This window comes from Pseudomonas sp. 18-147, from assembly GCF_051048045.1.
GTDB lineage: Bacteria > Pseudomonadota > Gammaproteobacteria > Pseudomonadales > Pseudomonadaceae > Pseudomonas > Pseudomonas aeruginosa.
In genome coordinates this window covers 5,275,763-5,301,839 of record NZ_CP182296.1, presented here as the reverse complement: position 1 = coordinate 5,301,839, position 26,077 = coordinate 5,275,763, and the positions used below count along the sequence as shown (strand labels likewise).

Below are 26,077 nucleotides of genomic sequence, written 5' to 3'. Positions count from 1 at the left end.
ATGAACCGAATGTCCCTTGCCGCCCTGCTCAGTTGCCTTCCCCTCGTCGCCTGGGCGGACAACCCCGTGAAACTGGATACGCCGGTCTCCGGCTGGCGTGCCGGCGACGGTTCCGCCGCCAATTACCGACAGGTGGTGAACTACCCGGCGTCCTCGGTCAACGTCGCCGCCGACCAGGCGACCACCGCGCGCATTCGCGGCGCGATCGAGAGCCAGCCCAAGGACCGCCCGGCGACGCTGGTGGTGAACGGTGTGAGCATGCCACTGAAGGTGGACGCCGATGGCAGCTTCGACCGCCCGTTCGCCTTCCCGTCCGGCAGCAACAGCGTCGAGGTGCGCAACGCCGCCGGGCAGTCGCGACGGGTCCAGTTCTATCACGGCGGTGGCGGCGGGGAAGTGCCGGCCAAGCTGCGCGTGCTGCTGTCCTGGGACAGCGACAACACCGACCTCGACCTGCACCTGGTGACCCCGGACGGCGACCATGTCTGGTATGGCAATCGTTCGCTGGCCAACGGCGCGACCCTGGATGTCGACGTCACCACCGGCTACGGCCCGGAAATCATCGCCACGCCGACGCCGCAGAAGGGGCCCTACCTGGTCTACGTCAACTACTTCGGCGGCGGCTACGGCAGCAGCGAGGATGGCGCCGAACAGGCCGCCCAGGACCTGACCACGGCGCGCATCACCCTGGTCACCGAAGAGGGCACGCCGAACGAGAAACAGGAAACCTTCCTGGTGCCGATGCGCAAGCCTGGCGAGCTGACGCTGGTGAAGCGCTTCAGTTATCCGTAGACGCCTGCGCTCGGTCCCGTAGGGCGGATAACGCCCCTGGCGTTATTCGCCGTCGCTCAGGCATCGGTGTTATCAACCCGTGGCCTGACGGCGGCGCTCATGCCGCTGCGAATGGCTCCTGGGCTCAGGCGGGCTGTTCGCCCTGCCAGGTATCGATCGCTTCCTGCGCCGCACGGAACGCATCGATCGCCGCCGGCACCCCGGCATAGATCGCGCAGTGCAGCAGTGCCTCGCGGATTTCCTCCACCGTGCAGCCGTTGTTCAGCGCACCGCGCACGTGCCCCTTGAGTTCCTGCGGGCATTTCAGGGCGGTTAGGGCGGCCAGGGTAATCAGGCTGCGGGTCTTGCGCGGCAGCGCCTCGCGGGCCCAGACCGAGCCCCAGGCATGCTCGTTGACGAAGTCCTGCAATGGCTGGGTGAAGGCGGTGGCGTTGCCCATGGCGCGCTCGACGAAGGCGTCGCCCATGACTTCACGTCGGATCTCCAGGCCGGTCTTGCCTTGTTCGCTCATCGGAAGGTTCCTGTCGTGGGTAGAAGGTGGCTCAATCCAGCGACTCTATCCGAACCGGCGCCACGCCGCTGCGGATCATACCCAGGCCTTCGGCGGCCTTGCGTGATACATCGATGATCCGTCCGCGGCGGAACGGCCCGCGATCGTTGATCCGCACCACCACGCTGCGGCGGTTGTCGAGGTTGGTTACCCGCACGCGGGTACCGAACGGCAACGTGCGGTGGGCAGCGGTCATTGCGTTGGGGTTGTAGCGCTCGCCGCTGGCGGTACGCAGGCCTGCGTGGCGGCTGCCATAGTAGGAGGCTTCGCCGGTATCCGCGGAACCGCTGCCGGCGAGGCTGGAGCAGCCGGCGAGGAACAGGGGCAGGACGGCGAGGGCGACGCGCGCGGCGGCGGATGGGGTGGGCATGGACAACAGGCTCCTGGCGGACAAGAAGACGCCGGGCGAACCCGGCGTCTGGCTTTGACTCACGCTTCGAGCTTTTTCTTCAGCAACTCGTTCACCTGCTGCGGGTTGGCCTTGCCTTTCGAGGCCTTCATCGCCTGGCCGACGAAGAAGCCGAACATCTTGCCGCGCTTGGCCTCGTCGGCGGCGCGGTACTGCTCGACCTGCTCGGCGTTGGCCGCCAGCACCTCGTCGAGCATCTTCTCGATGGCGCCACTGTCGGTGACCTGCTTCAGGCCCTTGGCCTCGATGATCTGGTCGGCGGAACCCTCGCCGTTGGCCATGGCTTCGAAGACCATCTTGGCGATCTTGCCGGAGATGGTGTTGTCCTTGATGCGCAGGATCATGCCGCCCAGTTGCTCGGCGGACACCGGAGACTGCTCGATCTCCAGGCCGTCCTTGTTGAGCAGGCTGCCCAGCTCGACCATCACCCAGTTGGCCGCCAGCTTGGCGTCGCCGCAGATGCCCTGGACCTTCTCGAAGTAGTCGGCCATCTCGCGGCTGGCGGACAGCACGCTGGCATCGTAGGCGGACAGGCCGTACTGGCTCTCGAAGCGTTCGCGCTTCTGCACCGGCAGTTCCGGCAGTTGCTCGCGCAGCTTCGCCAGGTACTCGGGCTCGATGACCACCGGCAGCAGGTCGGGACAGGGGAAGTAACGGTAGTCGTTGGCTTCTTCCTTGCCGCGCATGGAGCGGGTCTCGTCCTTGTTCGGGTCGTACAGGCGGGTTTCCTGGACCACCTTGCCGCCGTCCTCGATCAGCTCGATCTGGCGCTGGATCTCGTGGTTGATCGCCTTCTCGATGAAGCGGAAGGAGTTGACGTTCTTGATCTCGGCGCGGGTGCCGAATTCAGCCTGGCCCTTCGGTCGTACCGAGACGTTGCAGTCGCAGCGCAGCGAGCCCTCGGCCATGTTGCCGTCGCAGATGCCCAGGTAGCGCACCAGGGCGTGGATCGCCTTGACGTAGGCCACGGCTTCCTTGGCGCTGCGGATGTCCGGCTCGGAAACGATCTCCAGCAACGGCGTGCCGGCGCGGTTCAGGTCGATGCCGCTCATGCCCTGGAAGTCTTCGTGCAGGCTCTTGCCGGCGTCCTCCTCCAGGTGCGCGCGGGTGATGCCGATGCGCTTGGTGGTGCCGTCTTCCAGGGTGATGTCGAGATGGCCCTTGCCGACGATGGGATGGTCCATCTGGCTGGTCTGGTAGCCCTTCGGCAGGTCGGGGTAGAAGTAGTTCTTGCGGGCGAACACGTTCTGCCGGTCGATCCGTGCGTCGATCGCCAGGCCGAACAGGCAGGCCATGCGTACGGCCTCCTCGTTGAGCACCGGCAGGGTGCCCGGCATGGCCAGGTCGACCAGGCTGGCTTGGGTATTCGGCGCGGCGCCGAAGGCGGTCGAGCTGCCGGAGAAGATCTTCGATTGGGTGGCGAGCTGTGCGTGGATTTCCAGCCCGATCACGGTTTCCCATTGCATGTGGTGTTCCTCAATCCTTCTGTGCCTGCGCAGTCCCGCTGCCGACCCTGCGGGTCGCCCTCTCCGCGCCGGGAGAGGGGAGGGGACTGCGTGGCGTTGCCATGGCTTAGAAGCCGGCCGGGGTGCGGGTGTGCCAGTCGCTGACCTGCTGGTACTGGTGCGCGACGTTGAGCAGGCGGCCTTCCTGGAAGTAGGGCGCGAGCAACTGGACACCCACCGGCAGGCCGTCGACGAAGCCGGCGGGCATGGACAGCCCCGGCAGGCCGGCGAGGTTGGCGGTGATGGTGTAGATGTCTTCCAGGTACTGGGAAACCGGGTCGTCGTTCTTCTCGCCGATCTTCCAGGCCGGGTTCGGCGTGGTCGGGCCGAGGATCACGTCCACTTCGGCAAAGGCGCTGACGAAGTCGTTCTTGATCAGCCGGCGAATCTTCTGAGCCTGCAGGTAATAGGCATCGTAGTAGCCGGCCGAGAGTGCGTAGGTGCCGACCATGATGCGGTTCTTCACTTCGCTGCCGAAGCCTTCCGCGCGCGAGCGCTTGTACAGGTCTTCCAGGTTCTGCGGGGCGTCGCAACGATAGCCATAGCGCACGCCGTCGAAGCGCGACAGGTTGGAGGACGCCTCGGCCGGCGCGATCACGTAGTAGGCTGGGATGGCGTGCTGCATGTTCGGCAGGGAAATGTCCTTCACCGTGGCGCCGAGCGTCTTCAGCTCCTCGACTACGGCCAGCACCGCGTCTGCGATGCGGCTGTCGAGGCCGGCGCCGAAGTATTCCCGCGGCAGGCCGATGCGCAGGCCGCTCAGCGGCTTCTGCAGGGCGGCCAGGTAGTCGTCCACCGGCTGTTCGACGCTGGTCGAGTCCTTCGGATCGAATCCGGCCATCACCCCCAGCATCAGCGCGCAGTCCTCGGCGGTGCGCGCCAGCGGGCCGCCCTGGTCGAGGCTGGAGGCGTAGGCGATCATGCCCCAGCGGGAAACCCGGCCGTAGGTTGGCTTGATCCCGGTGAGGTTGGTCAGCGCCGCCGGTTGGCGGATCGAGCCGCCGGTATCGGTGCCGGTGGCGGCCGGCAGCAGGCGCGCGGCGACTGCCGCGGCGGAACCGCCGGAGGAGCCGCCCGGCACGCGGTCGAGGCTCCAGGGGTTCTTCACCGCGCCGTAGTGGCTGGACTGGTTCGACGAGCCCATGGCGAATTCATCCATGTTCAGCTTGCCGAGGGTAACGGCGCCGGCGGCGGTGAGCTTCTCGACCACGGTGGCGTCGTAGGGCGAGACGAAGTTGTCGAGCATCTTCGAACCGCAGCTGGTGCGTACGCCCTGGGTGCAGAACAGGTCCTTGTGGGCGATCGGCGCGCCGAGCAGGGCGCCGTTCTCGCCGTTGGCGCGCCGTTCGTCGGCTGCCTTGGCCTGGGCGATGGCCAGGTCGTCGGTGATGCTGATGAAACTGTTGAGCTGGGGATCCAGCTGCCGGATGCGACCGAGCAGGGTGCGGGTCAGCTCTTCGGCGGAAAATTGCTTGTCGGCGAGGGCGCGGGCGATCTCGGCGAGGGTCAATTGATGCAGCATGTGTCCGCGTCCTTATGACTCGATGACTTTCGGAACCAGGTACAGACCTTCTTCCACGGCGGGGGCGATGGTCTGGTAGGCGTCGCGGTGATCGGTCTCGGTGACCGCGTCCGGGCGCAGGCGCTGGGTGGCTTCCAGCGGATGGGCGAGCGGTTCGACGCCGCTGGTGTCGACCGCCTGCATCTGGTCGATCAGGCCGAGGATGTTGTTCAGGGTCTCGGTGGTGCGCGGAAGATCGGCCTCGCTCAGGCCCAGGCGGGCGAGATGGGCGATTTTTTCCACGTCGGAGCGTTCAAGCGCCATCGGGAGTCTCCAGCAAAAGCGGCCTTGGAAGGGCGGCGGGGCGCCATGCGTTATATAAGGCAGGGAACGGATGCCGCGGTCGGCGGTCTAATTCCGCCTGGACGGGCCTTGTGGGGCCGGGAAAAGCCTGCAATTTAGCATATTGCCCGCCTTGCCCAAAATCCCCGTCGTTGTTAGAGTTTGCCGCACTTTTTTACCCGCGTATTTTTCACCCACGCTTCGCCTAGGGTTTCTTTCCCATGTTCAAAAAATTGCGTGGCATGTTTTCCAGCGATCTGTCGATCGACCTGGGTACTGCCAATACCCTTATTTATGTGCGCGAGCGCGGCATCGTCCTGAACGAACCGTCCGTGGTCGCCATTCGCAGCCATGGCAGCCAGAAGAGCGTCGTCGCCGTGGGCACCGAGGCCAAGCGCATGCTCGGCCGTACCCCGGGCAACATCGCCGCCATCCGTCCGATGAAAGACGGCGTGATCGCGGATTTCAGCGTCTGCGAGAAGATGCTGCAGTACTTCATCAACAAGGTCCACGAGAACAGCTTCCTGCAGCCCAGCCCACGCGTGCTGATCTGCGTGCCGTGCAAGTCCACCCAGGTTGAGCGCCGGGCCATCCGCGAATCCGCCCTGGGCGCCGGCGCCCGCGAGGTGTTCCTGATCGAAGAGCCGATGGCTGCCGCCATCGGCGCCGGCCTGCCGGTCGAGGAGGCCCGCGGCTCGATGGTCGTAGACATCGGCGGCGGCACTACCGAGATCGCCCTGATTTCCCTCAACGGTGTTGTCTACGCCGAATCCGTCCGCGTCGGCGGCGACCGCTTCGACGAAGCCATCGTCACCTACGTGCGCCGCAACTACGGCAGCCTGATCGGCGAATCCACCGCCGAGCGCATCAAGCAGGAGATCGGCACCGCCTTCCCGGGCGGCGACGTTCGCGAAGTCGACGTCCGCGGCCGTAACCTGGCCGAAGGCGTACCGCGCAGCTTCACCCTGAACTCCAACGAGGTCCTCGAGGCCCTGCAGGAGTCCCTGGCGACCATCGTCCAGGCGGTCAAGAGCGCCCTCGAGCAATCGCCGCCGGAGCTGGCCTCGGATATCGCCGAGCGCGGCCTGGTGTTGACCGGCGGTGGCGCGCTGCTGCGCGACCTGGACAAGCTGCTGGCACAGGAAACCGGCCTGCCGGTGATCGTCGCCGAGGAGCCGCTGACCTGCGTGGCTCGCGGCGGTGGCCGTGCGCTGGAGATGATGGACCGCCACTCCATGGACCTGCTCTCCACCGAGTAAGGTGGCGAGCATCGTCGCCTAGGAGCGGATCATCAAACCGCTATTCTCCAAAGGCCCGTCGCTGGGCGTTCGCCTGTTGGTGCTGGCCGTGCTGTCGGTCAGCCTGATGGTGGTGGACGCCCGGTTCGACTATCTGGAGCCCGTCCGTAGCAAGCTGGGGATGGTGCTCACACCTTTCTACGGCCTGGCGGAAATGCCGGTGCGCGCCTGGGAAGGCGTGCGCGACCAGTTCAGCAGCCGTAGCGAGCTGATCGCCGAGAACGAACGCCTCAAGGCCGAGTCCCTGCTGATGCAGCGCCGGGTGCAGAAACTCGCCGCGCTCACCGAGCAGAACGTGCGCCTGCGCGAGCTGCTCAATTCCGCCGCGCTGGTCGACGACAAGGTACTGGTCAGCGAGCTGATCGGCGTCGATCCGAACCCCTTCACCCAACGCATCATGATCGACAAGGGCGAGAACGACGGCGTCTTCGTCGGCCAGCCGGTGCTCGATGCCAGCGGCCTGATGGGCCAGGTGGTCGAGGTGATGCCCTATACCGCGCGGGTCCTGCTGCTCACCGACACCACCCACAGTATCCCGGTGCAGGTCAATCGCAACGGCCTGCGCGCCATCGCCGTCGGCACCGGCAATCCCGAGCGCCTGGAATTGCGCTACGTCGCCGACACCGCCGACATCAAGGAAGGCGACCTACTGGTCAGCTCCGGCCTGGGGCAACGCTTCCCCGCCGGCTATCCGGTGGCCACGGTCAAGGAAGTGATCCACGATTCCGGCCAGCCGTTCGCCGTGGTGCGCGCGGTGCCGACCGCGAAGATGAACCGTAGCCGCTACGTGCTGCTGGTGTTCAGCGACAGCCGCACCCCGGAACAGCGCGCCAACGACGCCGCCGAGGCCCAGGAAGAGGCGGACAAGAAAGCCGCCGCCGGCGCCCAGGCGCCCCAGCCTGCCGCGCAACCGGTCGCCGCGCCGTCGCCGGCCACCCCGGCAGCCCAGGGCGCTGCGCAGCAGCCCGCCGCCGCGCCCGCGCCAGCTCCCACGCAGCCTGCCGCTCCGGCGGCGAACGGGGGGCGCCGCTGATGGCTCGCGCGACCCAGGGTTCGAACAATGTCTGGGTGATCTGGCTGAGCCTGCTGGTCGGGCTAGTGCTGGCCGTAGCGCCGATGCCTACCTTCACCGAGATCGGCCGCCCGCTGTGGCTGGCGATGCTGCTGACCTACTGGGTGTTGCTGCTGCCCGAGCGCGTCGGGATGGTCACCGCCTGGCTGCTCGGCCTGGCCCAGGACGTGCTCTACGGCAACCTGCTCGGGCAGAACGCGCTGATCCTCGGCCTGATCACCTTCCTCGTGCTGTCCCTGCACCAGCGCCTGCGCATGTTCCCGGCCTGGCAGCAGTGCCTGGTGCTGGTGGTGGTCTACGGCCTGGCGCAGCTGCTCCAGCTCTGGCTCAACGCCCTGACCGGCAATCGTCCGCCGACCCTGACCTTCCTGCTCCCGGCCCTGGTCAGCGCGCTGCTCTGGCCCTGGGTGTACGCCCTGCTGCAGTTCGTCCGCCTGCGTCTCAACGTGAGGTAGGTCCGCTTCGCAGCTATGCTGCGGCGGATATCGTCATTCTTCGAAACGGGTGATCGGCGCATCGCCCGACGCGTTTCCCGGGAGCCTCCATGCCGTCGCTGTATCTCGCCTCCACCTCGCCCCGTCGCCGTGAACTGCTGACCCAGATCGGCGTGCCGCTGTCCGTGCTCGCCACCGCTATCGACGAGTCCCCCTTGCCGAACGAAGCGCCCGCCGCCTACGTCGAGCGCCTGGCGCGCGGCAAGGCGGCCGCCGGGCTGGCTATGCTGGAAGGGCGCGGCGAGGACGGTTGTGTCCTGGGCGCGGATACCTCGGTGGTGATCGACGGGCGAATTCTCGGCAAGCCCGTGGACCAGGCCGACGGGCTGGCCATGCTGGCTGCGCTGTCCGGGCGCGAACACCAGGTTCTCACCGCCGTGGCCCTGGCCGCCGCTGGCGGCGTCGAGGCGCGGGTGGTGGAGTGCCGGGTGCGCTTCCGCCAGGTCGCTCCGGAAGAAGCGCTGCGCTACTGGCAGAGCGGCGAGCCGGCGGACAAGGCAGGCGGATATGCGATCCAGGGCCTCGGGGCGATATTCGTCAGTCGCATCGAAGGCAGTTACAGTGCGGTGGTCGGGCTGCCTTTGTGTGAAACTGCGGAACTGTTGAGGGAATTCGGCATCCCTTGCTGGCAGCCCGTGGGTGGCAACCCGCCGTAACGCCTAACGCGCCGAAATAAGGACAGTGGACGCATGAGCGAAGAGATCCTGATCAATATCACGCCGATGGAGTCGCGCGTGGCGGTGGTGGAAAACGGCGTCCTGCAGGAAGTGCATGTCGAACGCACCCAGCGGCGCGGCATCGTCGGCAATATCTACAAGGGGCGGGTGGTACGGGTACTGCCGGGGATGCAGGCGGCGTTCGTCGACATCGGCCTGGAACGTGCGGCGTTCATCCATGCCGCCGAGATATCCAATCGCGAAGGCAGTGCCGTGGAAAGCATCAGTGCCCTGGTCCATGAGGGGCAGGCGCTGGTGGTGCAGGTGACCAAGGATCCGATCGGCACCAAGGGCGCACGGCTGACCACCCACCTGTCGATTCCTTCGCGCTATCTGGTGTACATGCCGCGCACCAGTCATGTCGGGATATCCCTGCGGATCGAGGACGAAGTCGAGCGCGAGCGCCTGAAGAAGGTGGTGGCCGACTGCGTGGCGGCGGAAGGCATCGAGGGGCAGGGCGGCTTCATTCTGCGCACCGCTGCGGAAGGTGCGGGCGAGGACGAGATTCTCGCCGACATCCGCTACCTTCGCCGGCTATGGGACCAGATTGCCGCGCAGATCCAGACCGTCGGCGCGCCTTCGGTGATCTACGAAGACCTGTCCCTGGCGATCCGTACCCTGCGCGACCTGGTGAACCCGCGGATCGAGAAGATCCGCATCGACTCGCGAGAGAACTTCCAGAAGATCACTTCCTTCGTCGAAGAATTGATGCCGGAGATTTCCGATCGCCTCGAACATTACCCGGGCGAGCGACCGATCTTCGATCTCTACGGCGTCGAGGACGAAATCCAGAAAGCCCTGGAGCGCAAGGTACTGCTGAAGTCCGGCGGCTACCTGATCGTCGATCCGACCGAGGCGATGACCACCATCGACGTGAACACCGGCGCCTTCGTCGGCCATCGCAACCTCGAGGAAACCATCTTCAAGACCAACCTCGAGGCGGCCACCGCGATCGCCCGCCAGCTGCGCCTGCGCAACCTGGGCGGGATCATCATCATCGACTTCATCGACATGGAGGACGAGGAGCATCGCCGGCAGGTCCTGCGCACCCTGGAGAAGCAACTGGAGCGCGACCACGCGAAGACCAACATCATCGGCATCACCGAGTTGGGCCTGGTGCAGATGACCCGCAAGCGCACCCGCGAAAGCCTGGTGCAGATCCTCTGCGAGCCGTGCCCCTGCTGCCAGGGACGCGGCATGCTGAAGACTGCGGAAACCACCTGCTACGAGATTTTCCGTGAGATCCTCCGCGAGGCGCGTGCCTACCAGGCCGACTCCTACCTGGTGCTGGCCAACCAGAAGGTGGTGGACCGGCTGCTCGACGAGGAGTCGGGTAACGTCGCCGATCTCGAGGCGTTCATCGGCCGCACCATCAAGTTCCAGGTCGAGGCGATGTACTCGCAGGAGCAATATGACGTGGTCCTGCTCTGAGGCGTATGGCTGAAATGGCGGATGTGGGAAGCCTCGGAACGCGACTGCTACGGATCGTCCTGGGTCTGTGCGCCCTGGTACTGGTGCTGCTGGCGCTGTACGTCAGCCTTGGCCGGCAACTGGTGCCGCTGGTGGCCGAATACCGCCAGCAGCTGGAGGACGAAGCTGGCAAGCAACTCGGCATACCGGTGCGGATTGCCGAACTGACGGGCTCCTGGCGCGGCTTCGAGCCTCTGGTGGTAGCGCGCGACATTCAGGTCGGCGACGGCGAACAGAGTCTGCGCCTGGCGCGGGTGCGGCTGGCGCCGGACCTGCTCGGCAGCCTGCTGGCGCGCCAGGTGCGGATCGGCAGCCTGGAGCTGGAGGGACTCAAGCTGACCCTGCGCGAAGGCGAGGATGGCCAGTGGAGCCTGGATGGCCTGCCGCACAGCGACAAGCCCAGCGATCCCCGGAAACTCCTGCAATTCCTGCTGCAGACCCAACGCATCTCGCTGCTGGACAGTCAACTGGAGGTGGCGCCGCGGGGAAGCGCAGCGCTGTCGCTCAGCGCGGTCGGCGCGACCCTGCGCAGTTCATCGGTCGGTGGGCAGAGTCTCGATGCCCGCCTGCAACTGCCGGATGGCCAACCCCTGGCGCTGCACGCCGAAGGGCGGATCGACAGCGAGGACTGGCCGCGCAGCAGCGCCAGGTTCTATCTCAGCCTGCCGCAGAGCGACTGGGCACAATGGTTGCCGGCCGGTCTGACCCAGGAATGGACGATCGTCCGGGCCAAGGCCGGCGGCGACTTCTGGTTCGACTGGCGCGACGGCAAGGCGCAACGGCTGGTGGCACGGCTGCTGGCGCCGCAGTTGAAGGCGTCGTATGCCGCGCGCAAGCCGGTGGAAATCAACGACCTGGGCATGAACCTGTTCTTCGATCGCGAAGCGCAGGGCTGGAAGGTTCGGGTCGGCGACCTGGCGGCGAATTTCGGCGAGCAGCGCTGGGGCGAGGTGGAGTTGCTGTTGCGTCGCGACCAGCAGAACAACGAGCCACACTGGAAGCTGCAGGCCGACCGCGTCGACCTGACGCCCCTGGTGCCGGCGATAGAAGCGCTGGCGCCGCTGCCGGACGCGGCGGCGGAGTGGGTGGCGGGCCTGAAGCCGAAGGGCATCCTGCACAACCTGAACGCCGATTTCTGGCCGCAGCGGGAGGTGCCCGAGCGGGTCAGCTACGCGACCAACCTGGAAAAGGTCGGTATCTCGGCGTTCCATGAGGTTCCGGCAGTGGAAAATGTCAGCGGCACCTTGACCGGCACCCTGGCTGGAGGCCAGCTCGACGCATCGGCGCAGGATTTCATGCTGCACCTGGCCAAGGTGTTTCCCGAGCCGTGGCGCTACCGCGAGGCCCGCACGCGGATGTTCTGGAGCCTGGACGACCGCGCCTTCACCCTCGGCAGCCACCTGATGCGGGTCGAGGGCGAGGAGGGCCGCCTGGCCGGCGACATGCTGATCCGCCTGATGCGCGATCCCGGCGCTGAAGACTACATGGACCTGCAGGTCGGCCTCAGCGACGGCGACGCGCGCTTCACCGCCAAGTACCTGCCGACCCAGTTGCCGGGAATGAACAAAAGCCTGGCGAACTGGTTGAAGACGGCGATCCGCAGTGGCCATGTCGAGCAGGGCTACTTCCAGTGGCAGGGCTCGCTGAATCGCGGCGCGGCGGCCGAAGCCCACGTCATGAACCTCTACTTCAAGGTCCGCGACGGCGAGCTGGCCTACCAGCCCGGCTGGCCCGCCTTGAGCAAAACGGTCGGCGAGGTGTTCGTCGAGGATTCCGGAGTCCGCGTGCTGGCCTCCAGCGGGAATCTGCTGAATTCCCGGGTCAGCGACGTCAAGGTCGACATTCCCCTCGGCCGTCCGGGACAGACGCCGCACCTGTATGTGGATGGGGCCGTCGACAGTAACCTGAAGGACGGCATCAAGCTGCTCCAGGAAGCGCCGATCCCGACCCGCAAGATCTTCGCCGGCTGGGAGGGCGATGGGCCCTTGCAGGGCCACCTGAAGCTGGATATTCCGCTGGACCACGACGAGGCCGGCAAGACCGGGGTGGTCGTGGATTTCTCCACCGTGGGCGCGACCCTGAAGATGCCCAGTCCGAAGCTGGATATGAGCGAAGTGAAGGGCGACTTCCGTTTCGACCTGGCCAAGGGCCTGAGCGCCCCGGCGGTGCAGGCCCGGGTGCTGGGCAGCGAGGTACGCGGGCGGATCGTCGCCGAGGGGCGCGGCGATGCGCGCACGCGCTTGCTGCTCAACGGCCAGGTGGCGGTCAAGTCGCTGAGCGACTGGCTCGGCGCTGGCCAGCGTCCGTTGCCGGTCTCGGGACGCCTGCCGTTCCAGCTCAACCTGCTGCTGGATGGCAAGGACAGCCAATTGCAGATCGATTCGGATCTCAAGGGCGCCGTCGTCGACCTGCCGGCGCCGTTCGGCAAGACGGCCGCCCAGGCGCGGCCGACCCAATGGCGGATGACCCTGGATGGCGCCGAACGACGTTACTGGGCGCGTTACGACGGCCTAGCCAGCCTGGCCTATGCGGCCCCGGCGGACAAGCCGCTGAACGGACGCGGCGCCCTGCGCCTGGGCGGTGACCCGGCGTTGCTGCCCTCGGCACAGGGGCTGCGGGTGCGCGGGCGTCTGGCGGAACTGGACTGGGACGCCTGGCAGGCCACCCTGAAGCGCTACGGCAACGGCGACCAGGCCGCCAGTAGCGCTGCGGGCCTGCTGCGCGGCGCCGACCTGCGCATCGACAGCTTCAAGGGCTTCGGCCAGGAGCTGAAGAACCTGACCGTCGACCTGGCCCGCCAGGAGCGGGCCTGGCAACTGGTGCTGGTCAGCGACCTCGCATCGGGGCGCCTGGTCCTGCCGGATGCCAGGGGCGCGCCGATCGTGGTCGATCTGGACCGCCTGAACCTGCCGAAGTCGACCCTTCCCGACGAGAACAAGGTGGAGGACTCGGACCCGCTGGCCGCCGTCGATCCGCGCAGCCTGCCGGCGGTAGACGTGAAGATCGGCCAGGTCGCCCTCGGTGGCCAGCCGCTGGGCGCCTGGAGCCTGAAGGTACGGCCGGGCAGCAACGGCGTGGCGTTCAACGACCTGGACCTCGACCTGCGTGGCCTGCACGTCAACGGCAGCCTGCGTTGGGACGGCAGTCCGGGCAATACCCGCAGCACCTATCAGGGCCGGATCGAGGGCAAGAACCTGGCGGATGTGCTCAAGGCCTGGAATTTCGCGCCGAGTGCCACCAGCGAACGTTTCCGCATGGATATCAACGGCCAGTGGCCGGGATCGCCGGCCTACATGGCCCTGAAGCGCTTCAGCGGCAGCATGGATGCATCGCTGCGCAAGGGGCAGTTCGTCGAGGTCGAAGGCAGCGCCCAGGCGCTGCGAGTGTTTGGCCTGCTCAATTTCAACGCGATCAACCGCCGGCTGCGCCTGGATTTCTCGGACATCCTCGGCAAGGGACTGAGCTATGACCGGGTGAAGGGGGTTCTCTCCGCCACCGACGGCGTCTACGTCACCCGCGAGCCGCTGAAGCTGGAAGGACCGTCGAGCAACCTGGAGTTGAACGGTACCCTGGACCTGGCTCACGATCGGATCGACGCCAAGCTGCTGGTGACCTTGCCATTGACCAACAACCTGACCCTGGCGGCACTGATAGTCGGCGGTCCGGCGGTCGGCGGCGCGGTCTTCGTCGTCGACAAGTTGCTCGGCGACCGGGTCTCGCGCTTCGCCAGCGTGCAATACAGCGTCAAGGGCCCCTGGCAGGATCCGAAGATCAGCTTCGACAAGCCATTCGAGAAGCCCCGCTGAGCGGCGCCCGGTGCCGCGACGCGGCGCTTTCGTCCGCAAGGAGGAAACCATGTCCATTGCCGTGATCCAGATGGTCAGCCAGGACGACGTGACGGCCAACCTGGCCGCCGCCCGTCGCCTGCTGGAACAGGCCGCCGAGGGCGGGGCGCGGCTCGCCGTGCTACCGGAAAACTTCGCCGCCATGGGCCGGCGCGACCTGGCCGAACTGGGGCGCGCCGAGGCGCGGGGGAACGGGCCTATCCTGCCGTGGTTGAATTCCGCCGCTCGCGACCTCAGGTTGTGGATAGTCGCCGGAACGTTGCCGCTGCCGCCGGATGGGCAACCCGAGGCGAAGGCGAATGCCTGTTCGCTGCTGATCGACGAGCACGGAGAGCGGGTCGCCCGCTACGACAAGCTGCACCTGTTCGATGTGGATGTAGCCGATGCGCGGGGCCGCTATCGTGAATCCGACGACTATGCTTTCGGTCAGAAGATCGTGGTGGCGGATACGCCGGTCGGCCGCCTCGGCCTGACGGTCTGCTACGACCTGCGTTTTCCGGAGCTCTATACCGCCCTGCGCGAGGCCGGCGCGGAACTGATCACGGCGCCGTCGGCGTTCACCGCGGTGACCGGCGCGGCGCACTGGCAGGTACTGGTCCGCGCCCGCGCCATCGAGACCCAGTGCTACCTGCTGGCGGCCGGACAGGGTGGCGTTCACCCACGGGGCCGGGAGACGTTCGGCCATTCGGCCATCGTCGATCCCTGGGGCCGGGTCCTGGCCGAGCGGCCGCAGGGCGAAGCGGTGCTGCTGGCGGTGCGCGACGCCGCAGAACAGGCGGATATCCGCCGGCGCATGCCGGTGGTGGCGCACAGACGATTTTTCCCGCCGGCCGAACCGCGGCCGGCGCGTACGGAGTGAATATGAGCGAGTTGTTGTCATCCGTCAGCCAGCAATTGCTGGCCCCCGGTGGTCTGGAACTGGACAGCCTGCCCGGCATTCTTCATGAACTGAACGGCCCGGGCATCGATGCCGCCGACCTGTATTTCCAGAGTCAGGTCTCCGAGTCGTGGATGCTCGAGGACGGCATCGTCAAGGAAGGCAGCTTCAATCTCGACCAGGGTGTCGGGGTACGCGCGCAATCGGGCGAGAAGACCGGCTTCGCCTATAGCAATGCGATCACCGCCGAGGCGTTGAAACAGGCCGCGGTGGCGGCCCGTTCGATTTCCCGTGCGGGACAGAACGGCAGCGTGCAGGCGTTCAAGGCCGTGGTGCCGGCTCGCCTGTACGCCGGCGAGAACCCGCTGGACGTGCTCAGCCGTGCCGAGAAGGTCGAGTTGCTGAAGCAGATCGACGCCGCTACCCGTGCGCTCGATCCCCGCATCCAGCAGGTCACGGTGAGCATGGCCGGCGTCTGGGAGCAGATCCTGGTAGCGGCCAGCGACGGTTCTCTGGCCGCCGACATTCGTCCGCTGGTGCGTTTCAACGTCAGCGTGATCGTCGAACAGAACGGCCGACGCGAACGCGGCGGCCACGGCGGCGGCGGTCGCACCGACTATCGCTATTTCCTCCAGGAGGATCGCGCCATGGGCTACGCCCGCGAGGCCCTGCGCCAGGCGCTGGTCAACCTCGAGGCGATTCCCGCGCCGGCCGGCACCCTGCCGGTGGTGATGGGCGCGGGATGGTCCGGGGTCCTGCTCCACGAAGCGGTCGGCCACGGCCTGGAGGGCGACTTCAACCGCAAGGGCAGCTCCGCCTACAGCGGCCGGGTCGGCGAAAAGGTCGCCTCGAGCCTGTGCACCATCGTCGACGACGGCACCCTGGCCGGGCGTCGCGGCTCGCTGAGCGTGGATGACGAAGGCACGCCGAGCAACTGCAACGTGCTGATCGAGAACGGCGTGCTCAAGGGCTACATGCAGGACAAGCTCAACGCCCGCCTGATGGGGGTGGCGCGCACCGGTAACGGCCGCCGCGAGTCCTACGCGCACCTGCCGATGCCACGCATGACCAACACCTACATGCTGGCCGGCGAGAGCGATCCGCAGGAAATCATCGCCTCGGTGGAGAAGGGTATCTACTGCGCCAACCTCGGCGGTGGCCAGGTCGATATCACCAGCGGCAAGTTCGTGTTCTCCACCAGCGAGGCCTACCTGATCGAGAACGGCAGGATCACCACCCCGGTGAAAGGCGCCACCCTGATCGGCAACGGTCCGGAAGCGATGAGCCGGGTGTCCATGGTCGGCAACGACCTGGCCCTGGACAGTGGCGTGGGAACCTGCGGGAAGGACGGTCAGTCGGTGCCGGTCGGCGTCGGCCAGCCGACCCTGAAGATCGATGCGATCACCGTCGGCGGCACCGGCGCCTGAGGCATGGCCCGGGCGCCGGCGCGGCGAAACCTAGCGCAGGCCGCGCTTGGTTTCGTCCAGCTCGCGGATGTACTTGAACACTTTGCGTGCGGCGGCCGGCGGTTTGTTGTGCGCGGCCTCGTGCTGGGCGTGGCGGACCAGGCCGCGCAGGTGCTGGCGATCGCACTCGGGGAACTCCCCGACGAAGGCGTCGAGCGCTGCGTCGCCGCCGGCGATCAACTGGTCGCGCCAACGTTCGAGGGCATGGAAACGTTCGTTGTACTGGCGGGTGGAGGAGTCCACCTGGTCGATGAGGGCGACGATGGCGTCCACGTCCTGGTCGCGCATCAGTTTGCCGATGTACTGGATATGCCGTTTGCGGGCGATGTGCGCCTTGTGCTTCGGCGCCTCGAGCAGCGCCTTGCGTAGCGGGTCGGTGAGCGGCAGGCGCTCCAGCAACTGCGGTTGCAGGGTGGTCAGGCGCTCGCCGAGGTCCTGCAGGGCATGCAACTCGCGTTTGATCTGCGACTTGCTCTTCTCTTCGAATTGCGAGTCGTCGTCGTGAAATTCAGCCATGGTGGTGGTCCAGTAGAAAACGCCGCCATGATAACGAGTCAGGGGCCGCTTGTCCGGCCCGGCCACGTCAACAGGAGAGTCAACAGATGAGTCTACATGCCGCGGCAGTCGGTCCCTCCGTGCTTCCGGACCTTCGCGAGCAGGTCGAGCAGATCATCGCCGAGGCCCGCCGCCAGGGCGCCAGTGCCTGCGAAGTGGCGGTGTCGCTGGAGCAGGGCCTGTCCACCAGCGTGCGCCAGGGCGAGGTGGAAACCGTCGAGTTCAACCGTGACCAAGGTTTCGGCATCACCCTCTACGCAGGCCAGCGCAAGGGCTCGGCGAGCACCTCGGCGACCGGCGAGGCGGCCATCCGCGAGACGGTGGCGGCGGCGCTGGCGATCGCCCGCCATACCTCCGAGGACGAATGCGCCGGTCTCGCCGATGCCGCGTTGATGGCCCGCGAGTTGCCCGAGCTGGACCTCTATCATCCATGGAGCCTGAGTCCCGAGCAGGCCGTGGAACGTGCCCTGGCTTGCGAGGCAGCGGCGTTCGCCGCCGACAAGCGGGTGACCAAGGCCGACGGCACCACCCTGAATACCCACCAGGGCTGCCGGGTATACGGTAACAGCCACGGTTTCATCGGTGGTTACGCCAGCACCCGGCACAGCCTCAGCTGCGTGATGATCGCCGAGGGCGAAGGACAGATGCAGCGTGACTATTGGTATGACGTCAACCGCCGTGGTGAGGCCTTGGCCAGCGCCGAGTCGATCGGCCGGCGCGCCGCCGAGCGCGCCGCCAGCCGACTGGGCGCGCGGCCGGTGCAGACCGCCGAAGTGCCGGTGCTGTTCGCTCCGGAAATCGCTGTTGGCCTGTTCGGCCATTTCCTCGGGGCGATCTCAGGCGGCAGCCTGTATCGCAAGTCATCCTTCCTCGAAGGCGCGCTGGGCCAGCGCCTGTTTCCCGAGTGGCTGAGCATCGACGAGCGGCCGCACCTGGTCGGCGCGCTCGGCAGCGCCAGCTTCGATAGCGACGGCCTGGCGACCTATGCCAAGCCATTCGTCGAGAACGGCGAGCTGGTGTCCTATGTCCTGGGCACCTATTCCGGGCGCAAGCTCGGCCTGCCGAGCACGGCCAACGCCGGCGGCGTGCATAACCTGTTCGTCAGCCATGGCGACGAGGACCAGGCCGCTCTCATACGCAGGATGGGGCGTGGCCTGCTGGTCACCGAGTTGATGGGGCAGGGCGTCAACCTGGTGACCGGCGATTATTCCCGCGGCGCCGCCGGCTACTGGGTCGAGAACGGCGAGATCCAGTTCCCGGTCCAGGAAGTCACCATCGCCGCCAACCTGCGCGACCTGTTCCGCCGTATCGTCGCGGTCGGCAAGGACATCGAACGGCGCGGCAACCTGCATACCGGTTCTGTACTGGTCGAGTCGATGATGGTGGCCGGGCGCTGAGGCCGGGTTTCCCTCTATAAAACGCCAGCGCTCGTCGCTGGCGTTTTCGTTTCCGCCTGTTCAATTGTCCGCCTCTATGGGGACCATGCTTGTCTTTTGCCAAGAAGAAAACAATAATCAATCTCATTATCGTCTGGTGAGGTTGCCATGTCCTTCGAGGCGCACGACCCGCAAGCATTGGATCACTGGTACTGGCTGGGCACGCAGATCCGCTGCGCGCTCGATCCCGACGAGCCGCGCCTGCTCGACCAGTACCTCGGCGAGGCGCGCTATCTCGCCGGTTGGGAAGGTGTGGCCGCCTGGCCGCTGTTCGAGAAAGCCTACAACCTCCTGCTCGATACCGGTCGCGATCCGATATTGCCCTGGCACTGGCGCAGCCTCTGCCTCGACTACGCCTACCGGCCCCTCTGCGAACTTCAGCGACTGACCACCAACGGCAGCCAGCGACGCCGGCTGCGCCAGCTCTCCGTACGAATGGCCAGGCAGGACCTGGCGCCGTCGATGAGCTTCGATCACCCGCAACAAGGAAACCAAGATGACTGACACCCGCATCGAACGCGACAGCATGGGCGAACTGGCGGTCCCGGCGACCGCCCTCTATGGCGCCCAGACCCAGCGCGCGGTGAACAACTTCCCGGTCAGCGGCCAACGCATGCCCCAGGCCTTCGTCCGCGCCCTGCTGCTGGCCAAGGCCGCGGCGGCGCGGGCGAACGTCTCCCTGCAGCAACTGGATGCACCGATGGGCGAGGCGATCGCCGAGACCTGCCTGCAACTGCTGCAGGAGGACTTCATGCAGCATTTCCCGGTGGATGTGTTCCAGACCGGCTCCGGCACCAGTTCCAACATGAACGCCAACGAAGTGGTGGCGACCCTGGCCAGTCGTCGCCTGGGCGGCAAGGTCAATCCGAACGACCATGTGAACTGCGGGCAGAGCAGCAACGACATCATTCCCTCGACCATCCACATCAGTGCCGCCCTCGAGATCAGCGAACGCCTGCTGCCGGCGCTGCGCCACCTGGAGCAGACTATCCAGAGCAAGGCCGGCGAAGTGCATGCCTATGTGAAGACCGGCCGCACCCACCTGATGGATGCGATGCCGGTACGCATGAGCCAGGTGCTCGGTGGCTGGGCGCAGCAGGTGCGACAGGCCGGCGTGCACATCGAGAGCGTACTTCCTGCTTTGCAGCAGTTGGCACAGGGCGGCACCGCGGTGGGCACCGGGATCAACGCCCATCCGCGGTTCGCCGAACGTTTCAGCCAGGAGCTGAACGACCTGACCGGGCTGGCGTTCCGCCCCGGCGACGACTTCTTCGCCCTGATCGGTTCGCAGGACACCGCGGTCGCTGCGTCCGGCCAGTTGAAGACCCTGGCGGTGACCCTGATGAAGCTGGCCAACGACCTGCGCTGGATGAACTCCGGGCCGCTTGCCGGGCTCGGCGAGATCGAGCTGGAAGCGCTGCAACCAGGCTCCTCGATCATGCCCGGCAAGGTCAACCCGGTGATCCCGGAGGCCACCGCGATGGTCGCCGCCCAGGTGATCGGCAATGACGCCGCCATTGCCGTCGCCGGCCAATCGGGCAACTTCGAACTGAACGTGATGCTGCCGCTGGTGGCGGACAACCTGTTGCACAGCATCCAGTTGCTGGCCAACGTCAGCCGGCTGCTGGCGGACAAGGCCATCGCCAGCTTCAAGGTCAACCAGGGCAAGCTCAGCGAGGCGTTGGCGCGCAACCCGATCCTGGTCACTGCGCTGAACCCGATCATCGGCTACCAGAAGGCTGCGGAAATCGCCAAGCAGGCCTATCGCGAGGGACGGCCGATCATCGATGTGGCGCTGGAAAACACCGATCTGGACCGTGCGCGCCTGGAGGTGTTGCTGGATCCGGAAAAACTCACGGCTGGCGGCCTCTGAGGCCGCCCCACCACTGGAGGTACCGCCATGCGTCATTGGCAACGAACGATCGAACAGGGCAACCGCTGTTTCGTCACCGGCGCATTGATCGATGCGCGTGAGCACTACCTCCATGCCCTGGCCCTGGCCCAGGTGCTGCTGGAACGCTGGGGCGACGCCGACGAGGCGGTGATGGCGTTCGTGATTTCCCATCACAACCTGGCCGACTTGCACCTGCAACTGGAGCAACCGGAGGAGACCGCAGAATACCTGTGCGCCTGCCACGAGCGCCTGTTGCGGGTCAGCGCCGACCAGAAGCTGCCGCTGGCCCTGCGCCAGGCGGCCCAGCATCACAGCCGGCGCACCTATGTCGAACTGCTGTCGTTCATCGGCGAACACGGTGCCTATCCGCGCACCGAGCGCCTGCTCAAGGGACCGCCGAACGCGGAGGTCCGACCCGAGTTCCTCGCTCCGCCCCCCTCACTTCGCTATCACTGACGGAGAGTTTCCATGCCCCACGCCTTGCCGCCCTTGCCTTACGCCTACGATGCCCTGGAACCGCACATCGATGCGCTGACCATGGAGATCCACCACAGCAAGCACCACCAGACCTATGTGAACAACCTGAACGCCGCGCTGGAAGGCACGCCCTATGCCGAGCAGCCGGTGGAAAGTCTGCTGCGGCAACTGGCTGGTCTGCCGGAGAAGCTGCGCACCCCGGTTGTCAACAATGGCGGTGGGCATGCCAACCACTCGCTGTTCTGGACCGTGATGTCGCCCCAGGGCGGTGGCCGTCCCGATGGCGACCTGGGGCGGGCCATCGATGAGCAGCTCGGGGGCTTCGAGGCGTTCAAGGATGCGTTCACCAAGGCTGCGCTGACCCGCTTCGGCAGCGGCTGGGCCTGGCTCAGCGTGACTCCCCAGGGCAGCTTGCTGGTGGAGAGCAGCGGCAACCAGGACAGCCCGCTGATGAACGGCAATACGCCGATCCTCGGCCTGGACGTATGGGAGCATGCCTATTACCTGAAGTACCAGAACCGCCGCCCGGAATACATCGGCGCTTTCTACAACGTGATCGACTGGCGGGAGGTCGCGCGTCGCTATGCGCAAGCCCTGGCCTAGTGTTACCCGTGATGCGAGATGGCTGGCCGGCAGCCTGGCGGTGCGGCGATGAAGGCGTTGCTCCATGGCATCGCCGAAGGTAACGGGCGGACGCTGCGCAACCTGCTGGGCCTGCTGATCTTCATCGGCGGCGGCTACCTGCTCGGCCGCCACGCGCTGTTGCTGGCCGAACTCAACCTGCCGGCGCCCATCGTGCTGGCATTGAAAGGCGGCCTGCTCTGTGCCTTCGGTACCGCTCTCGGGGCGATGCCGGTGCTGGTGGTGAAGACCATGCCGGCGCGCCTGTCGGATGCGCTGCTGGGCTTCGGTGCCGGCGTGATGCTCTCGGCGACGGCCTTCTCGTTGATCATGCCGGCGCTATCCGCGGCCGGCGACCTCGGCTACTCGAAGTTCGGCGCGGGGTTCCTGGTCAGCTTCGGCCTGGCGGTCGGCGTGATGGGGCTGTTCATCCTCGGCCGGCTGATGCCGGACGTCCATCCCGGTTGCGAGGGCGCGCCACTGTCCGGTGGCATTCCCCCGCGCATCCTGCTGTTCGTCACGGCCATCGTCCTGCACAACATCCCCGAAGGCATGGCGGTTGGCGTGTCGGCCGGTGCCGGCCTGGACGAGGCGAACGGCCTCGCCCTGGGCATCGCTCTGCAGGATGTGCCGGAAGGTCTGGTGGTGGCGCTGGTGCTGGCCGGAGTCGGTATGTCGCGTTTCAAGGCGATGCTGGTCGGTGCCGCGTCGGGCCTGGTCGAGCCGCTGTTCGCGGTGCTCTGCGCCTGGCTGGTCGGCCTCTCCGCGCTGCTCCTGCCCTGGGGGCTGGCCGCCGCGGGGGGAGCGATGCTCTTCGTGGTCACCCACGAGATCATTCCCGAGTCCCACCGCCAGGGACATGCCGCCGAGGCTACGCTGGGCCTGGTGTTCGGTTTCTGCCTGATGATGGTGCTGGATACCGCGCTGGGCTAGGGGATTCATCCGACCCGAGCTGAATTGACGCCGGCCGCAATCGCCGGAAAGGAAAAGCCGCCAGTTGGCGGCTTTTTCGTTGTCGCTGGGAAGAGCCTACTCGCCCTCGTCGAACCTGTTGTTGATCAGTTCCACCAGCGCGTTCAACGCCTCGTCTTCCTGTTCGCCTTCGGTATGCAGGTGCAGGTTGGTGCCCTTGCCGGCAGCCAGCATCATCACGGCCATGATGCTCTTGCCGTCGACGCAGCTTTCAGGATTGCGGCCGACCCGGACCTGGCAAGGGTAGCGCCCCGCGACGCCGACGAACTTGGCCGCCGCGCGGGCGTGCAGACCGAGCTTGTTGATGATGGTGATCTCGAGGGCGGGCATCTTGGGGAGTCTGTCCTTCTTGTTATGGGCTAGCTGCTGAGATCGCGGTGGCGAATCTGCACGTTCTTCAGGGAATCCCTGAGTGCAGCGCCAATCCGCTCGGCGAGGTAGACCGAACGATGGTGCCCGCCGGTACAGCCTATCGCAACTGTTACATATGAGCGGTTACTGGCGGCGAAGCGCGGCAACCATTTGTTCAGGTAGCCGACGATGTCCTGGTACATTTCCTCGACGTCCGGCTGGGCGGCCAGATACTCGCGGACTTCCGGCTCCAGCCCCGAATGATCGCGCAACTCGGGCTTCCAGTAGGGGTTCGGCAGGCAGCGCACATCGAACACCAGGTCGGCGTCGACTGGCATGCCGCGCTTGAAGCCAAAGGATTCGACGAGGAACGCGGTGCCGGGTTCCGGCTTGTTCAACAGGCGCAGTTTGATGGTGTCGCGCAACTGATAGAGGTTGAGGCTGGTGGTGTCCAGCTTCAGGTCGGCGAGGTCGGCGATCGGTCCGAGCAATTGGCTCTCGTCGCCAATCGCCTCCGCCAGCGAACGGGTGTCGGTGGTCAGCGGGTGGCGCCGGCGGGTTTCCGAGAATCGTTTGAGCAGCGTCTCGTCGTCGGCGTCGAGATACAGCACATCGCAGTTGATGTGGTTGTCCCGCACTTCCTGCAACAGTTCGGGGAAGCGCTGCAACTGGCTGGGCAGGTTGCGGGCGTCGATCGACACCGCCACCTGTGGCTGCAGTAGCTCCGTGTGCAACAGGGCGCGCTGCGCCAGGTCGGGAAGCAGGCTGGCGGGAAGGTTGTCGATGCAATAGAAGCCGTTGTCTTCGAGGACGTTCAGGGCGGTGCTCTTGCCCGAGCCCGAGCGGCCGCTGACGATGATCAGGCGCATGTCATTGCCCGTTCTGTACGTCTACCACGATCTGATAAAGCGCTTCGGCAGTGGGAGCGCTGCGCAGGCGGTCGCGTACGTCGGCACGGTCGAGCATGGCGGCGATCTGCCGGAGCAGTTCGAGATGTTCTTCGGTCGCGGCCTCCGGTACCAGCAAGACGAAGAGCAGGTCGACCGGCGCGCCGTCCAGCGCGTCGAAGTCCACGGGAGCATCCAGGTGCAGCACGGCGCTGATGGGGCTCTGGCAGCCAGACAGGCGGCAGTGCGGAATGGCGATGCCATTGCCGAAACCGGTGGAGCCGAGTTTTTCCCGGGCCACCAGGTTTTCGAAGATGGTCTGGGCGTCGAACTCCGGCAGCTCCCTGGCTACCAGGTTGGCGATTTGTTCGAGTACGCGTTTCTTGCTGCCGCCCGGCACGTTCACGAGGGAACGGCCGGGGGTCAGGATTTGCTCAAGTCGGATCATAGGGGAGGGGAGATCAGCGGGCGCCTACGCCTTGCTGCCGTTCGAGATACTTCTCTTTGTGTTTGATCAGTTGACGGTCGAGTTTGTCGATCAGCAGGTCGATGGCCGCGTACATGTCCTCATGTTCCGCATTGGCTACGATCTCGCCACCGGCGATGCGCAGGGTGGCTTCGATCTTCTGCTTCAGTTTCTCGACCTCCATGATCACCTGAACATTGGTGATCTTGTCGAAATGGCGCTCCAGACGGCTCAGTTTCTCGCCGACATAGTCGCGCAGGGCGTCGGTCACATCCAGTTGATGGCCACTGATGTTGACTTGCATACCGCGTTCTCCTTGTTGCCCGTGTGTAAGTGGCAGGTTAGCAACCTGCCTCCGGAACACCTTGGCGTGGATCAACGTCACACCAGTCGCTTGCGCTCGCTCGAAGGGGCTATGCCCAGGGATTCGCGGTATTTGGCGACGGTGCGGCGAGCCACTTGAATGCCCTGTGCCTCCAGTAAACCAGCGATCTTGCTGTCGCTCAATGGCTTTTTCGCATTTTCCGCGGCCACCAGTTTCTTGATGATCGCGCGGATCGCGGTGGACGAGCATTCCCCGCCTTCGGCGGTACTGACGTGACTTGAAAAGAAATATTTCAGCTCGAAAATGCCGCGCGGCGTATGCATGTATTTCTGCGTGGTGACCCGCGAAATGGTCGATTCGTGCATGCCCACCGCTTCGGCGATGTCATGCAGGACCAGCGGCTTCATGGCTTCTTCGCCGTAGTCGAGGAAACCGCGCTGGTGCTCGACGATCTGGGTGGCGACCTTCATCAGCGTTTCGTTGCGGCTCTGCAGGCTCTTGATGAACCAGCGGGCTTCCTGCAACTGGTTGCGCATGAAGGTATTGTCGGCGCTGCTGTCGGCGCGGCGGACCATGCCGGCGTAGGTGGCGTTGACGCGCAGGCGCGGCATCGCCTCCTGGTTCAGCTCGACCAGCCAGCGCTCGTTGTCCTTGCGCACGATGACGTCGGGGACGATGTATTCGGCTTCGCTCGATTCGATCTGCGAACCGGGCCGGGGATGCAGGCACTGGATCAGCTCGATGACCTGGCGCAGTTCGTCTTCCTTGAGCTTCATGCGCCGCATCAATTGGCTGTAGTCGCGGCCGCCGAGCAGGTCGAGGTAGTCGGATACCAGGCGCAGCGCTTCGTTCAGCCAGGGCGTGGTGGACGGCAACTGGCGCAGTTGCAGCAGCAGGCACTCGCGCAGGTTGCGGGCGCCGATGCCGGCGGGTTCCAGTTGCTGGATGCGGCGCAGCACGACTTCCACTTCGTCGAGCTCGACGTCCAGTTCCGGATCGATGGCGGCGAGGATTTCTTCGAGGGACTCTTCGAGGTAGCCATCGTTGTTGATGCTATCGATGATGGTCACCGCGATCATCCGATCGGTGTCCGACATCGGTGCCAGGTTGACCTGCCAGAGCAGGTGGCTGTGCAGGCTCTCGCCGCTGCTGGTGCGCGCGGTGAAGTCCCACTCGTCATCGTCGTTGCTGGGCAGGCTGCTGGCGCTGGTCTGGTAGATGTCTTCCCAGGCGGTATCCACCGGCAACTCGCTGGGTATGCGTTCGCTCCACTGGTCGTCGTCGAGGCTTTCGACGCTGGGCGTGGCGCTTTCCTGGAGGGGGCTCTCCTGGGGCGCGCTGGCCGCCTGTTCGGCGCCATCGGCGAGAGGGTCGCTGTTGTCGAAATCGTCGCCGTCTTCCTGGCGTTCGAGCATGGGATTGGATTCCAGCGCTTCCTGGATTTCCTGCTGGAGGTCCAGGGTGGATAGCTGGAGGAGGCGTATGGCCTGTTGCAGCTGCGGCGTCATCGTCAGCTGCTGGCCCATCTTGAGGACTAGCGATGGTTTCATGGCTGAGGGCTTAGTACCTTATTCGCTGGTACCGGATGGCACCATCCACTACTACGGGTGCCGAGGTGGCGGCACCGCCAGGAAGCAAATTATATGCCTGAATTTTCGTACTTTGCCTAGGGTTGCTCTGAATAAATCATCCGCTCCAGGCGGCACTCGTGGTTGCGAAACCGCGGGCGAGCGGAACCGCTCCGGCGAGGCCGGAG

26 protein-coding genes are annotated in these 26,077 nt (G+C 65.9%); 15 read left to right on the top strand and 11 right to left on the bottom strand.

Translation table 11 applies throughout. The features are described from left to right. On the top strand, positions 1–792 hold the full coding sequence (locus ACM0M4_RS25195; RefSeq protein WP_003112868.1) for a YfaP family protein: 792 nt from the start codon (positions 1–3) through the stop codon (positions 790–792). 124 nt (positions 793–916) lie between these two features. Here the strand turns inward: ACM0M4_RS25195 and ACM0M4_RS25190 are convergent, their stop codons facing one another. The 5 genes from ACM0M4_RS25190 to gatC all read right to left on the bottom strand — a co-directional run bounded on the left by ACM0M4_RS25190 (position 917) and on the right by gatC (position 5,081). Next, positions 917–1,303 (bottom strand): carboxymuconolactone decarboxylase family protein, encoded by a 387-nt coding sequence (locus tag ACM0M4_RS25190; RefSeq protein ID WP_031672832.1) that lies wholly within the window; start codon positions 1,301–1,303, stop codon positions 917–919. Between the two features lie 31 nt (positions 1,304–1,334). Then, positions 1,335–1,712 carry a septal ring lytic transglycosylase RlpA family protein gene (locus tag ACM0M4_RS25185; RefSeq protein ID WP_031672833.1) on the bottom strand — a complete coding sequence of 126 codons (378 nt, stop codon included), beginning with the start codon at positions 1,710–1,712 and terminating at the stop codon, positions 1,335–1,337. Between the two features lie 59 nt (positions 1,713–1,771). Next, positions 1,772–3,217 (bottom strand): Asp-tRNA(Asn)/Glu-tRNA(Gln) amidotransferase subunit GatB, encoded by a 1,446-nt coding sequence (gene gatB / locus ACM0M4_RS25180; protein ID WP_003094401.1) that lies wholly within the window; start codon positions 3,215–3,217, stop codon positions 1,772–1,774. A gap of 106 nt (positions 3,218–3,323) precedes the next feature. Beyond that, positions 3,324–4,778, bottom strand: a complete 1,455-nt coding sequence (gatA, locus tag ACM0M4_RS25175; RefSeq protein WP_003112871.1) for an Asp-tRNA(Asn)/Glu-tRNA(Gln) amidotransferase subunit GatA — start codon at positions 4,776–4,778, stop codon at positions 3,324–3,326. A gap of 12 nt (positions 4,779–4,790) precedes the next feature. Beyond that, entirely contained in the window at positions 4,791–5,081 is a 291-nt protein-coding gene (gene gatC / locus ACM0M4_RS25170) for an Asp-tRNA(Asn)/Glu-tRNA(Gln) amidotransferase subunit GatC (protein WP_003106543.1), read from the bottom strand. A 239-nt stretch (positions 5,082–5,320) separates the two neighbouring features. Between gatC and mreB the strand changes: the two genes are divergently transcribed. From mreB to tldD, 8 genes are all read left to right on the top strand, one after another. Beyond that, positions 5,321–6,358, top strand: a complete 1,038-nt coding sequence (gene mreB / locus ACM0M4_RS25165) for a rod shape-determining protein MreB (protein ID WP_003094393.1) — start codon at positions 5,321–5,323, stop codon at positions 6,356–6,358. A gap of 79 nt (positions 6,359–6,437) precedes the next feature. Then, positions 6,438–7,430: a rod shape-determining protein MreC gene (gene mreC / locus ACM0M4_RS25160; protein ID WP_010793798.1), complete on the top strand. Its 993-nt coding sequence runs from the start codon at positions 6,438–6,440 to the stop codon at positions 7,428–7,430. Next, on the top strand, positions 7,430–7,924 hold the full coding sequence (gene mreD / locus ACM0M4_RS25155) for a rod shape-determining protein MreD (protein WP_003094389.1): 495 nt from the start codon (positions 7,430–7,432) through the stop codon (positions 7,922–7,924). Before mreC ends, mreD begins: the two co-directional genes overlap by 1 nt. Before the next feature lie 89 nt (positions 7,925–8,013). After that, the gene (locus ACM0M4_RS25150; RefSeq protein WP_010793799.1) at positions 8,014–8,619 is read left to right on the top strand and encodes a Maf family protein; all 606 of its coding nucleotides are present in this window, start codon (positions 8,014–8,016) and stop codon (positions 8,617–8,619) included. Between the two features lie 33 nt (positions 8,620–8,652). Then, positions 8,653–10,110: a ribonuclease G gene (rng, locus tag ACM0M4_RS25145; RefSeq protein ID WP_003094386.1), complete on the top strand. Its 1,458-nt coding sequence runs from the start codon at positions 8,653–8,655 to the stop codon at positions 10,108–10,110. A 14-nt stretch (positions 10,111–10,124) separates the two neighbouring features. Next, on the top strand, positions 10,125–13,955 hold the full coding sequence (locus tag ACM0M4_RS25140) for a YhdP family protein (protein WP_003145922.1): 3,831 nt from the start codon (positions 10,125–10,127) through the stop codon (positions 13,953–13,955). A 49-nt stretch (positions 13,956–14,004) separates the two neighbouring features. After that, positions 14,005–14,853 carry a carbon-nitrogen hydrolase family protein gene (locus ACM0M4_RS25135; protein WP_003112739.1) on the top strand — a complete coding sequence of 283 codons (849 nt, stop codon included), beginning with the start codon at positions 14,005–14,007 and terminating at the stop codon, positions 14,851–14,853. 2 nt (positions 14,854–14,855) lie between these two features. After that, positions 14,856–16,298 (top strand): metalloprotease TldD, encoded by a 1,443-nt coding sequence (gene tldD, locus ACM0M4_RS25130; RefSeq protein ID WP_003098866.1) that lies wholly within the window; start codon positions 14,856–14,858, stop codon positions 16,296–16,298. Between the two features lie 30 nt (positions 16,299–16,328). Here tldD and yjgA read toward each other — a convergent pair whose 3' ends face one another. Continuing rightward, positions 16,329–16,853, bottom strand: a complete 525-nt coding sequence (yjgA, locus tag ACM0M4_RS25125; protein WP_003094378.1) for a ribosome biogenesis factor YjgA — start codon at positions 16,851–16,853, stop codon at positions 16,329–16,331. Between the two features lie 86 nt (positions 16,854–16,939). Between yjgA and pmbA the strand changes: the two genes are divergently transcribed. The 6 genes from pmbA (at position 16,940) to ACM0M4_RS25095 (ending at position 22,253) form a co-directional block, all read left to right on the top strand. Then, positions 16,940–18,289, top strand: coding sequence for a metalloprotease PmbA (pmbA, locus tag ACM0M4_RS25120; protein WP_003110024.1), 1,350 nt, complete (start codon positions 16,940–16,942; stop codon positions 18,287–18,289). Between the two features lie 147 nt (positions 18,290–18,436). Beyond that, complete coding sequence (locus ACM0M4_RS25115; protein ID WP_003094374.1) at positions 18,437–18,832, top strand: hypothetical protein; 396 nt, start codon at positions 18,437–18,439, stop codon at positions 18,830–18,832. Then, on the top strand, positions 18,825–20,201 hold the full coding sequence (gene fumC / locus ACM0M4_RS25110) for a class II fumarate hydratase FumC (protein ID WP_003098863.1): 1,377 nt from the start codon (positions 18,825–18,827) through the stop codon (positions 20,199–20,201). Before ACM0M4_RS25115 ends, fumC begins: the two co-directional genes overlap by 8 nt. 27 nt (positions 20,202–20,228) lie before the next feature. Then, positions 20,229–20,678: a hypothetical protein gene (locus tag ACM0M4_RS25105; protein WP_003094369.1), complete on the top strand. Its 450-nt coding sequence runs from the start codon at positions 20,229–20,231 to the stop codon at positions 20,676–20,678. Between the two features lie 12 nt (positions 20,679–20,690). After that, positions 20,691–21,302, top strand: coding sequence for a superoxide dismutase (locus ACM0M4_RS25100; RefSeq protein ID WP_003098862.1), 612 nt, complete (start codon positions 20,691–20,693; stop codon positions 21,300–21,302). Between the two features lie 18 nt (positions 21,303–21,320). Then, entirely contained in the window at positions 21,321–22,253 is a 933-nt protein-coding gene (locus ACM0M4_RS25095) for a ZIP family metal transporter (protein ID WP_003123303.1), read from the top strand. Between the two features lie 96 nt (positions 22,254–22,349). On the opposite strand, the gene ACM0M4_RS25090 is transcribed toward ACM0M4_RS25095, so the two are convergent. From ACM0M4_RS25090 to ACM0M4_RS25070, 5 genes are all read right to left on the bottom strand, one after another. Then, positions 22,350–22,622: an HPr family phosphocarrier protein gene (locus ACM0M4_RS25090; RefSeq protein WP_003094362.1), complete on the bottom strand. Its 273-nt coding sequence runs from the start codon at positions 22,620–22,622 to the stop codon at positions 22,350–22,352. 29 nt (positions 22,623–22,651) lie between these two features. After that, positions 22,652–23,512 carry an RNase adapter RapZ gene (rapZ, locus tag ACM0M4_RS25085; protein WP_003094361.1) on the bottom strand — a complete coding sequence of 287 codons (861 nt, stop codon included), beginning with the start codon at positions 23,510–23,512 and terminating at the stop codon, positions 22,652–22,654. A 1-nt stretch (position 23,513) separates the two neighbouring features. Next, positions 23,514–23,978 (bottom strand): PTS IIA-like nitrogen regulatory protein PtsN, encoded by a 465-nt coding sequence (gene ptsN, locus ACM0M4_RS25080; RefSeq protein WP_003098853.1) that lies wholly within the window; start codon positions 23,976–23,978, stop codon positions 23,514–23,516. Between the two features lie 13 nt (positions 23,979–23,991). Then, positions 23,992–24,300, bottom strand: coding sequence for a ribosome hibernation-promoting factor, HPF/YfiA family (hpf, locus tag ACM0M4_RS25075; protein WP_003094359.1), 309 nt, complete (start codon positions 24,298–24,300; stop codon positions 23,992–23,994). 77 nt (positions 24,301–24,377) lie between these two features. After that, positions 24,378–25,871 (bottom strand): RNA polymerase factor sigma-54, encoded by a 1,494-nt coding sequence (locus tag ACM0M4_RS25070; RefSeq protein ID WP_003094357.1) that lies wholly within the window; start codon positions 25,869–25,871, stop codon positions 24,378–24,380. Between the last annotated feature and the right edge of the window lie 206 nt (positions 25,872–26,077).

Excerpts from the sequence above, each read along its gene's own strand:
- ACM0M4_RS25105 (WP_003094369.1), top strand. The coding sequence starts at position 20,229 with ATGCGTCATTGGCAACGAACGATCGAACAGGGCAACCGCTGTTTCGTC.
- gatA (WP_003112871.1), bottom strand. The coding sequence starts at position 4,778 with ATGCTGCATCAATTGACCCTCGCCGAGATCGCCCGCGCCCTCGCCGAC.
- rapZ (WP_003094361.1), bottom strand. The coding sequence starts at position 23,512 with ATGCGCCTGATCATCGTCAGCGGCCGCTCGGGCTCGGGCAAGAGCACC.
- gatB (WP_003094401.1), bottom strand. The coding sequence starts at position 3,217 with ATGCAATGGGAAACCGTGATCGGGCTGGAAATCCACGCACAGCTCGCC.
- ACM0M4_RS25195 (WP_003112868.1), top strand. The coding sequence starts at position 1 with ATGAACCGAATGTCCCTTGCCGCCCTGCTCAGTTGCCTTCCCCTCGTC.
- pmbA (WP_003110024.1), top strand. The coding sequence starts at position 16,940 with ATGAGTCTACATGCCGCGGCAGTCGGTCCCTCCGTGCTTCCGGACCTT.
- ACM0M4_RS25095 (WP_003123303.1), top strand. The coding sequence starts at position 21,321 with ATGGCTGGCCGGCAGCCTGGCGGTGCGGCGATGAAGGCGTTGCTCCAT.
- mreD (WP_003094389.1), top strand. The coding sequence starts at position 7,430 with ATGGCTCGCGCGACCCAGGGTTCGAACAATGTCTGGGTGATCTGGCTG.
- ACM0M4_RS25135 (WP_003112739.1), top strand. The coding sequence starts at position 14,005 with ATGTCCATTGCCGTGATCCAGATGGTCAGCCAGGACGACGTGACGGCC.
- hpf (WP_003094359.1), bottom strand. The coding sequence starts at position 24,300 with ATGCAAGTCAACATCAGTGGCCATCAACTGGATGTGACCGACGCCCTG.
- ACM0M4_RS25100 (WP_003098862.1), top strand. The coding sequence starts at position 20,691 with ATGCCCCACGCCTTGCCGCCCTTGCCTTACGCCTACGATGCCCTGGAA.
- mreB (WP_003094393.1), top strand. The coding sequence starts at position 5,321 with ATGTTCAAAAAATTGCGTGGCATGTTTTCCAGCGATCTGTCGATCGAC.
- ACM0M4_RS25190 (WP_031672832.1), bottom strand. The coding sequence starts at position 1,303 with ATGAGCGAACAAGGCAAGACCGGCCTGGAGATCCGACGTGAAGTCATG.
- ACM0M4_RS25070 (WP_003094357.1), bottom strand. The coding sequence starts at position 25,871 with ATGAAACCATCGCTAGTCCTCAAGATGGGCCAGCAGCTGACGATGACG.
- rng (WP_003094386.1), top strand. The coding sequence starts at position 8,653 with ATGAGCGAAGAGATCCTGATCAATATCACGCCGATGGAGTCGCGCGTG.
- gatC (WP_003106543.1), bottom strand. The coding sequence starts at position 5,081 with ATGGCGCTTGAACGCTCCGACGTGGAAAAAATCGCCCATCTCGCCCGC.
- ACM0M4_RS25185 (WP_031672833.1), bottom strand. The coding sequence starts at position 1,712 with ATGCCCACCCCATCCGCCGCCGCGCGCGTCGCCCTCGCCGTCCTGCCC.
- ACM0M4_RS25150 (WP_010793799.1), top strand. The coding sequence starts at position 8,014 with ATGCCGTCGCTGTATCTCGCCTCCACCTCGCCCCGTCGCCGTGAACTG.
- ACM0M4_RS25140 (WP_003145922.1), top strand. The coding sequence starts at position 10,125 with ATGGCGGATGTGGGAAGCCTCGGAACGCGACTGCTACGGATCGTCCTG.
- ACM0M4_RS25090 (WP_003094362.1), bottom strand. The coding sequence starts at position 22,622 with ATGCCCGCCCTCGAGATCACCATCATCAACAAGCTCGGTCTGCACGCC.
- yjgA (WP_003094378.1), bottom strand. The coding sequence starts at position 16,853 with ATGGCTGAATTTCACGACGACGACTCGCAATTCGAAGAGAAGAGCAAG.
- fumC (WP_003098863.1), top strand. The coding sequence starts at position 18,825 with ATGACTGACACCCGCATCGAACGCGACAGCATGGGCGAACTGGCGGTC.
- ptsN (WP_003098853.1), bottom strand. The coding sequence starts at position 23,978 with ATGATCCGACTTGAGCAAATCCTGACCCCCGGCCGTTCCCTCGTGAAC.
- tldD (WP_003098866.1), top strand. The coding sequence starts at position 14,856 with ATGAGCGAGTTGTTGTCATCCGTCAGCCAGCAATTGCTGGCCCCCGGT.
- ACM0M4_RS25115 (WP_003094374.1), top strand. The coding sequence starts at position 18,437 with ATGTCCTTCGAGGCGCACGACCCGCAAGCATTGGATCACTGGTACTGG.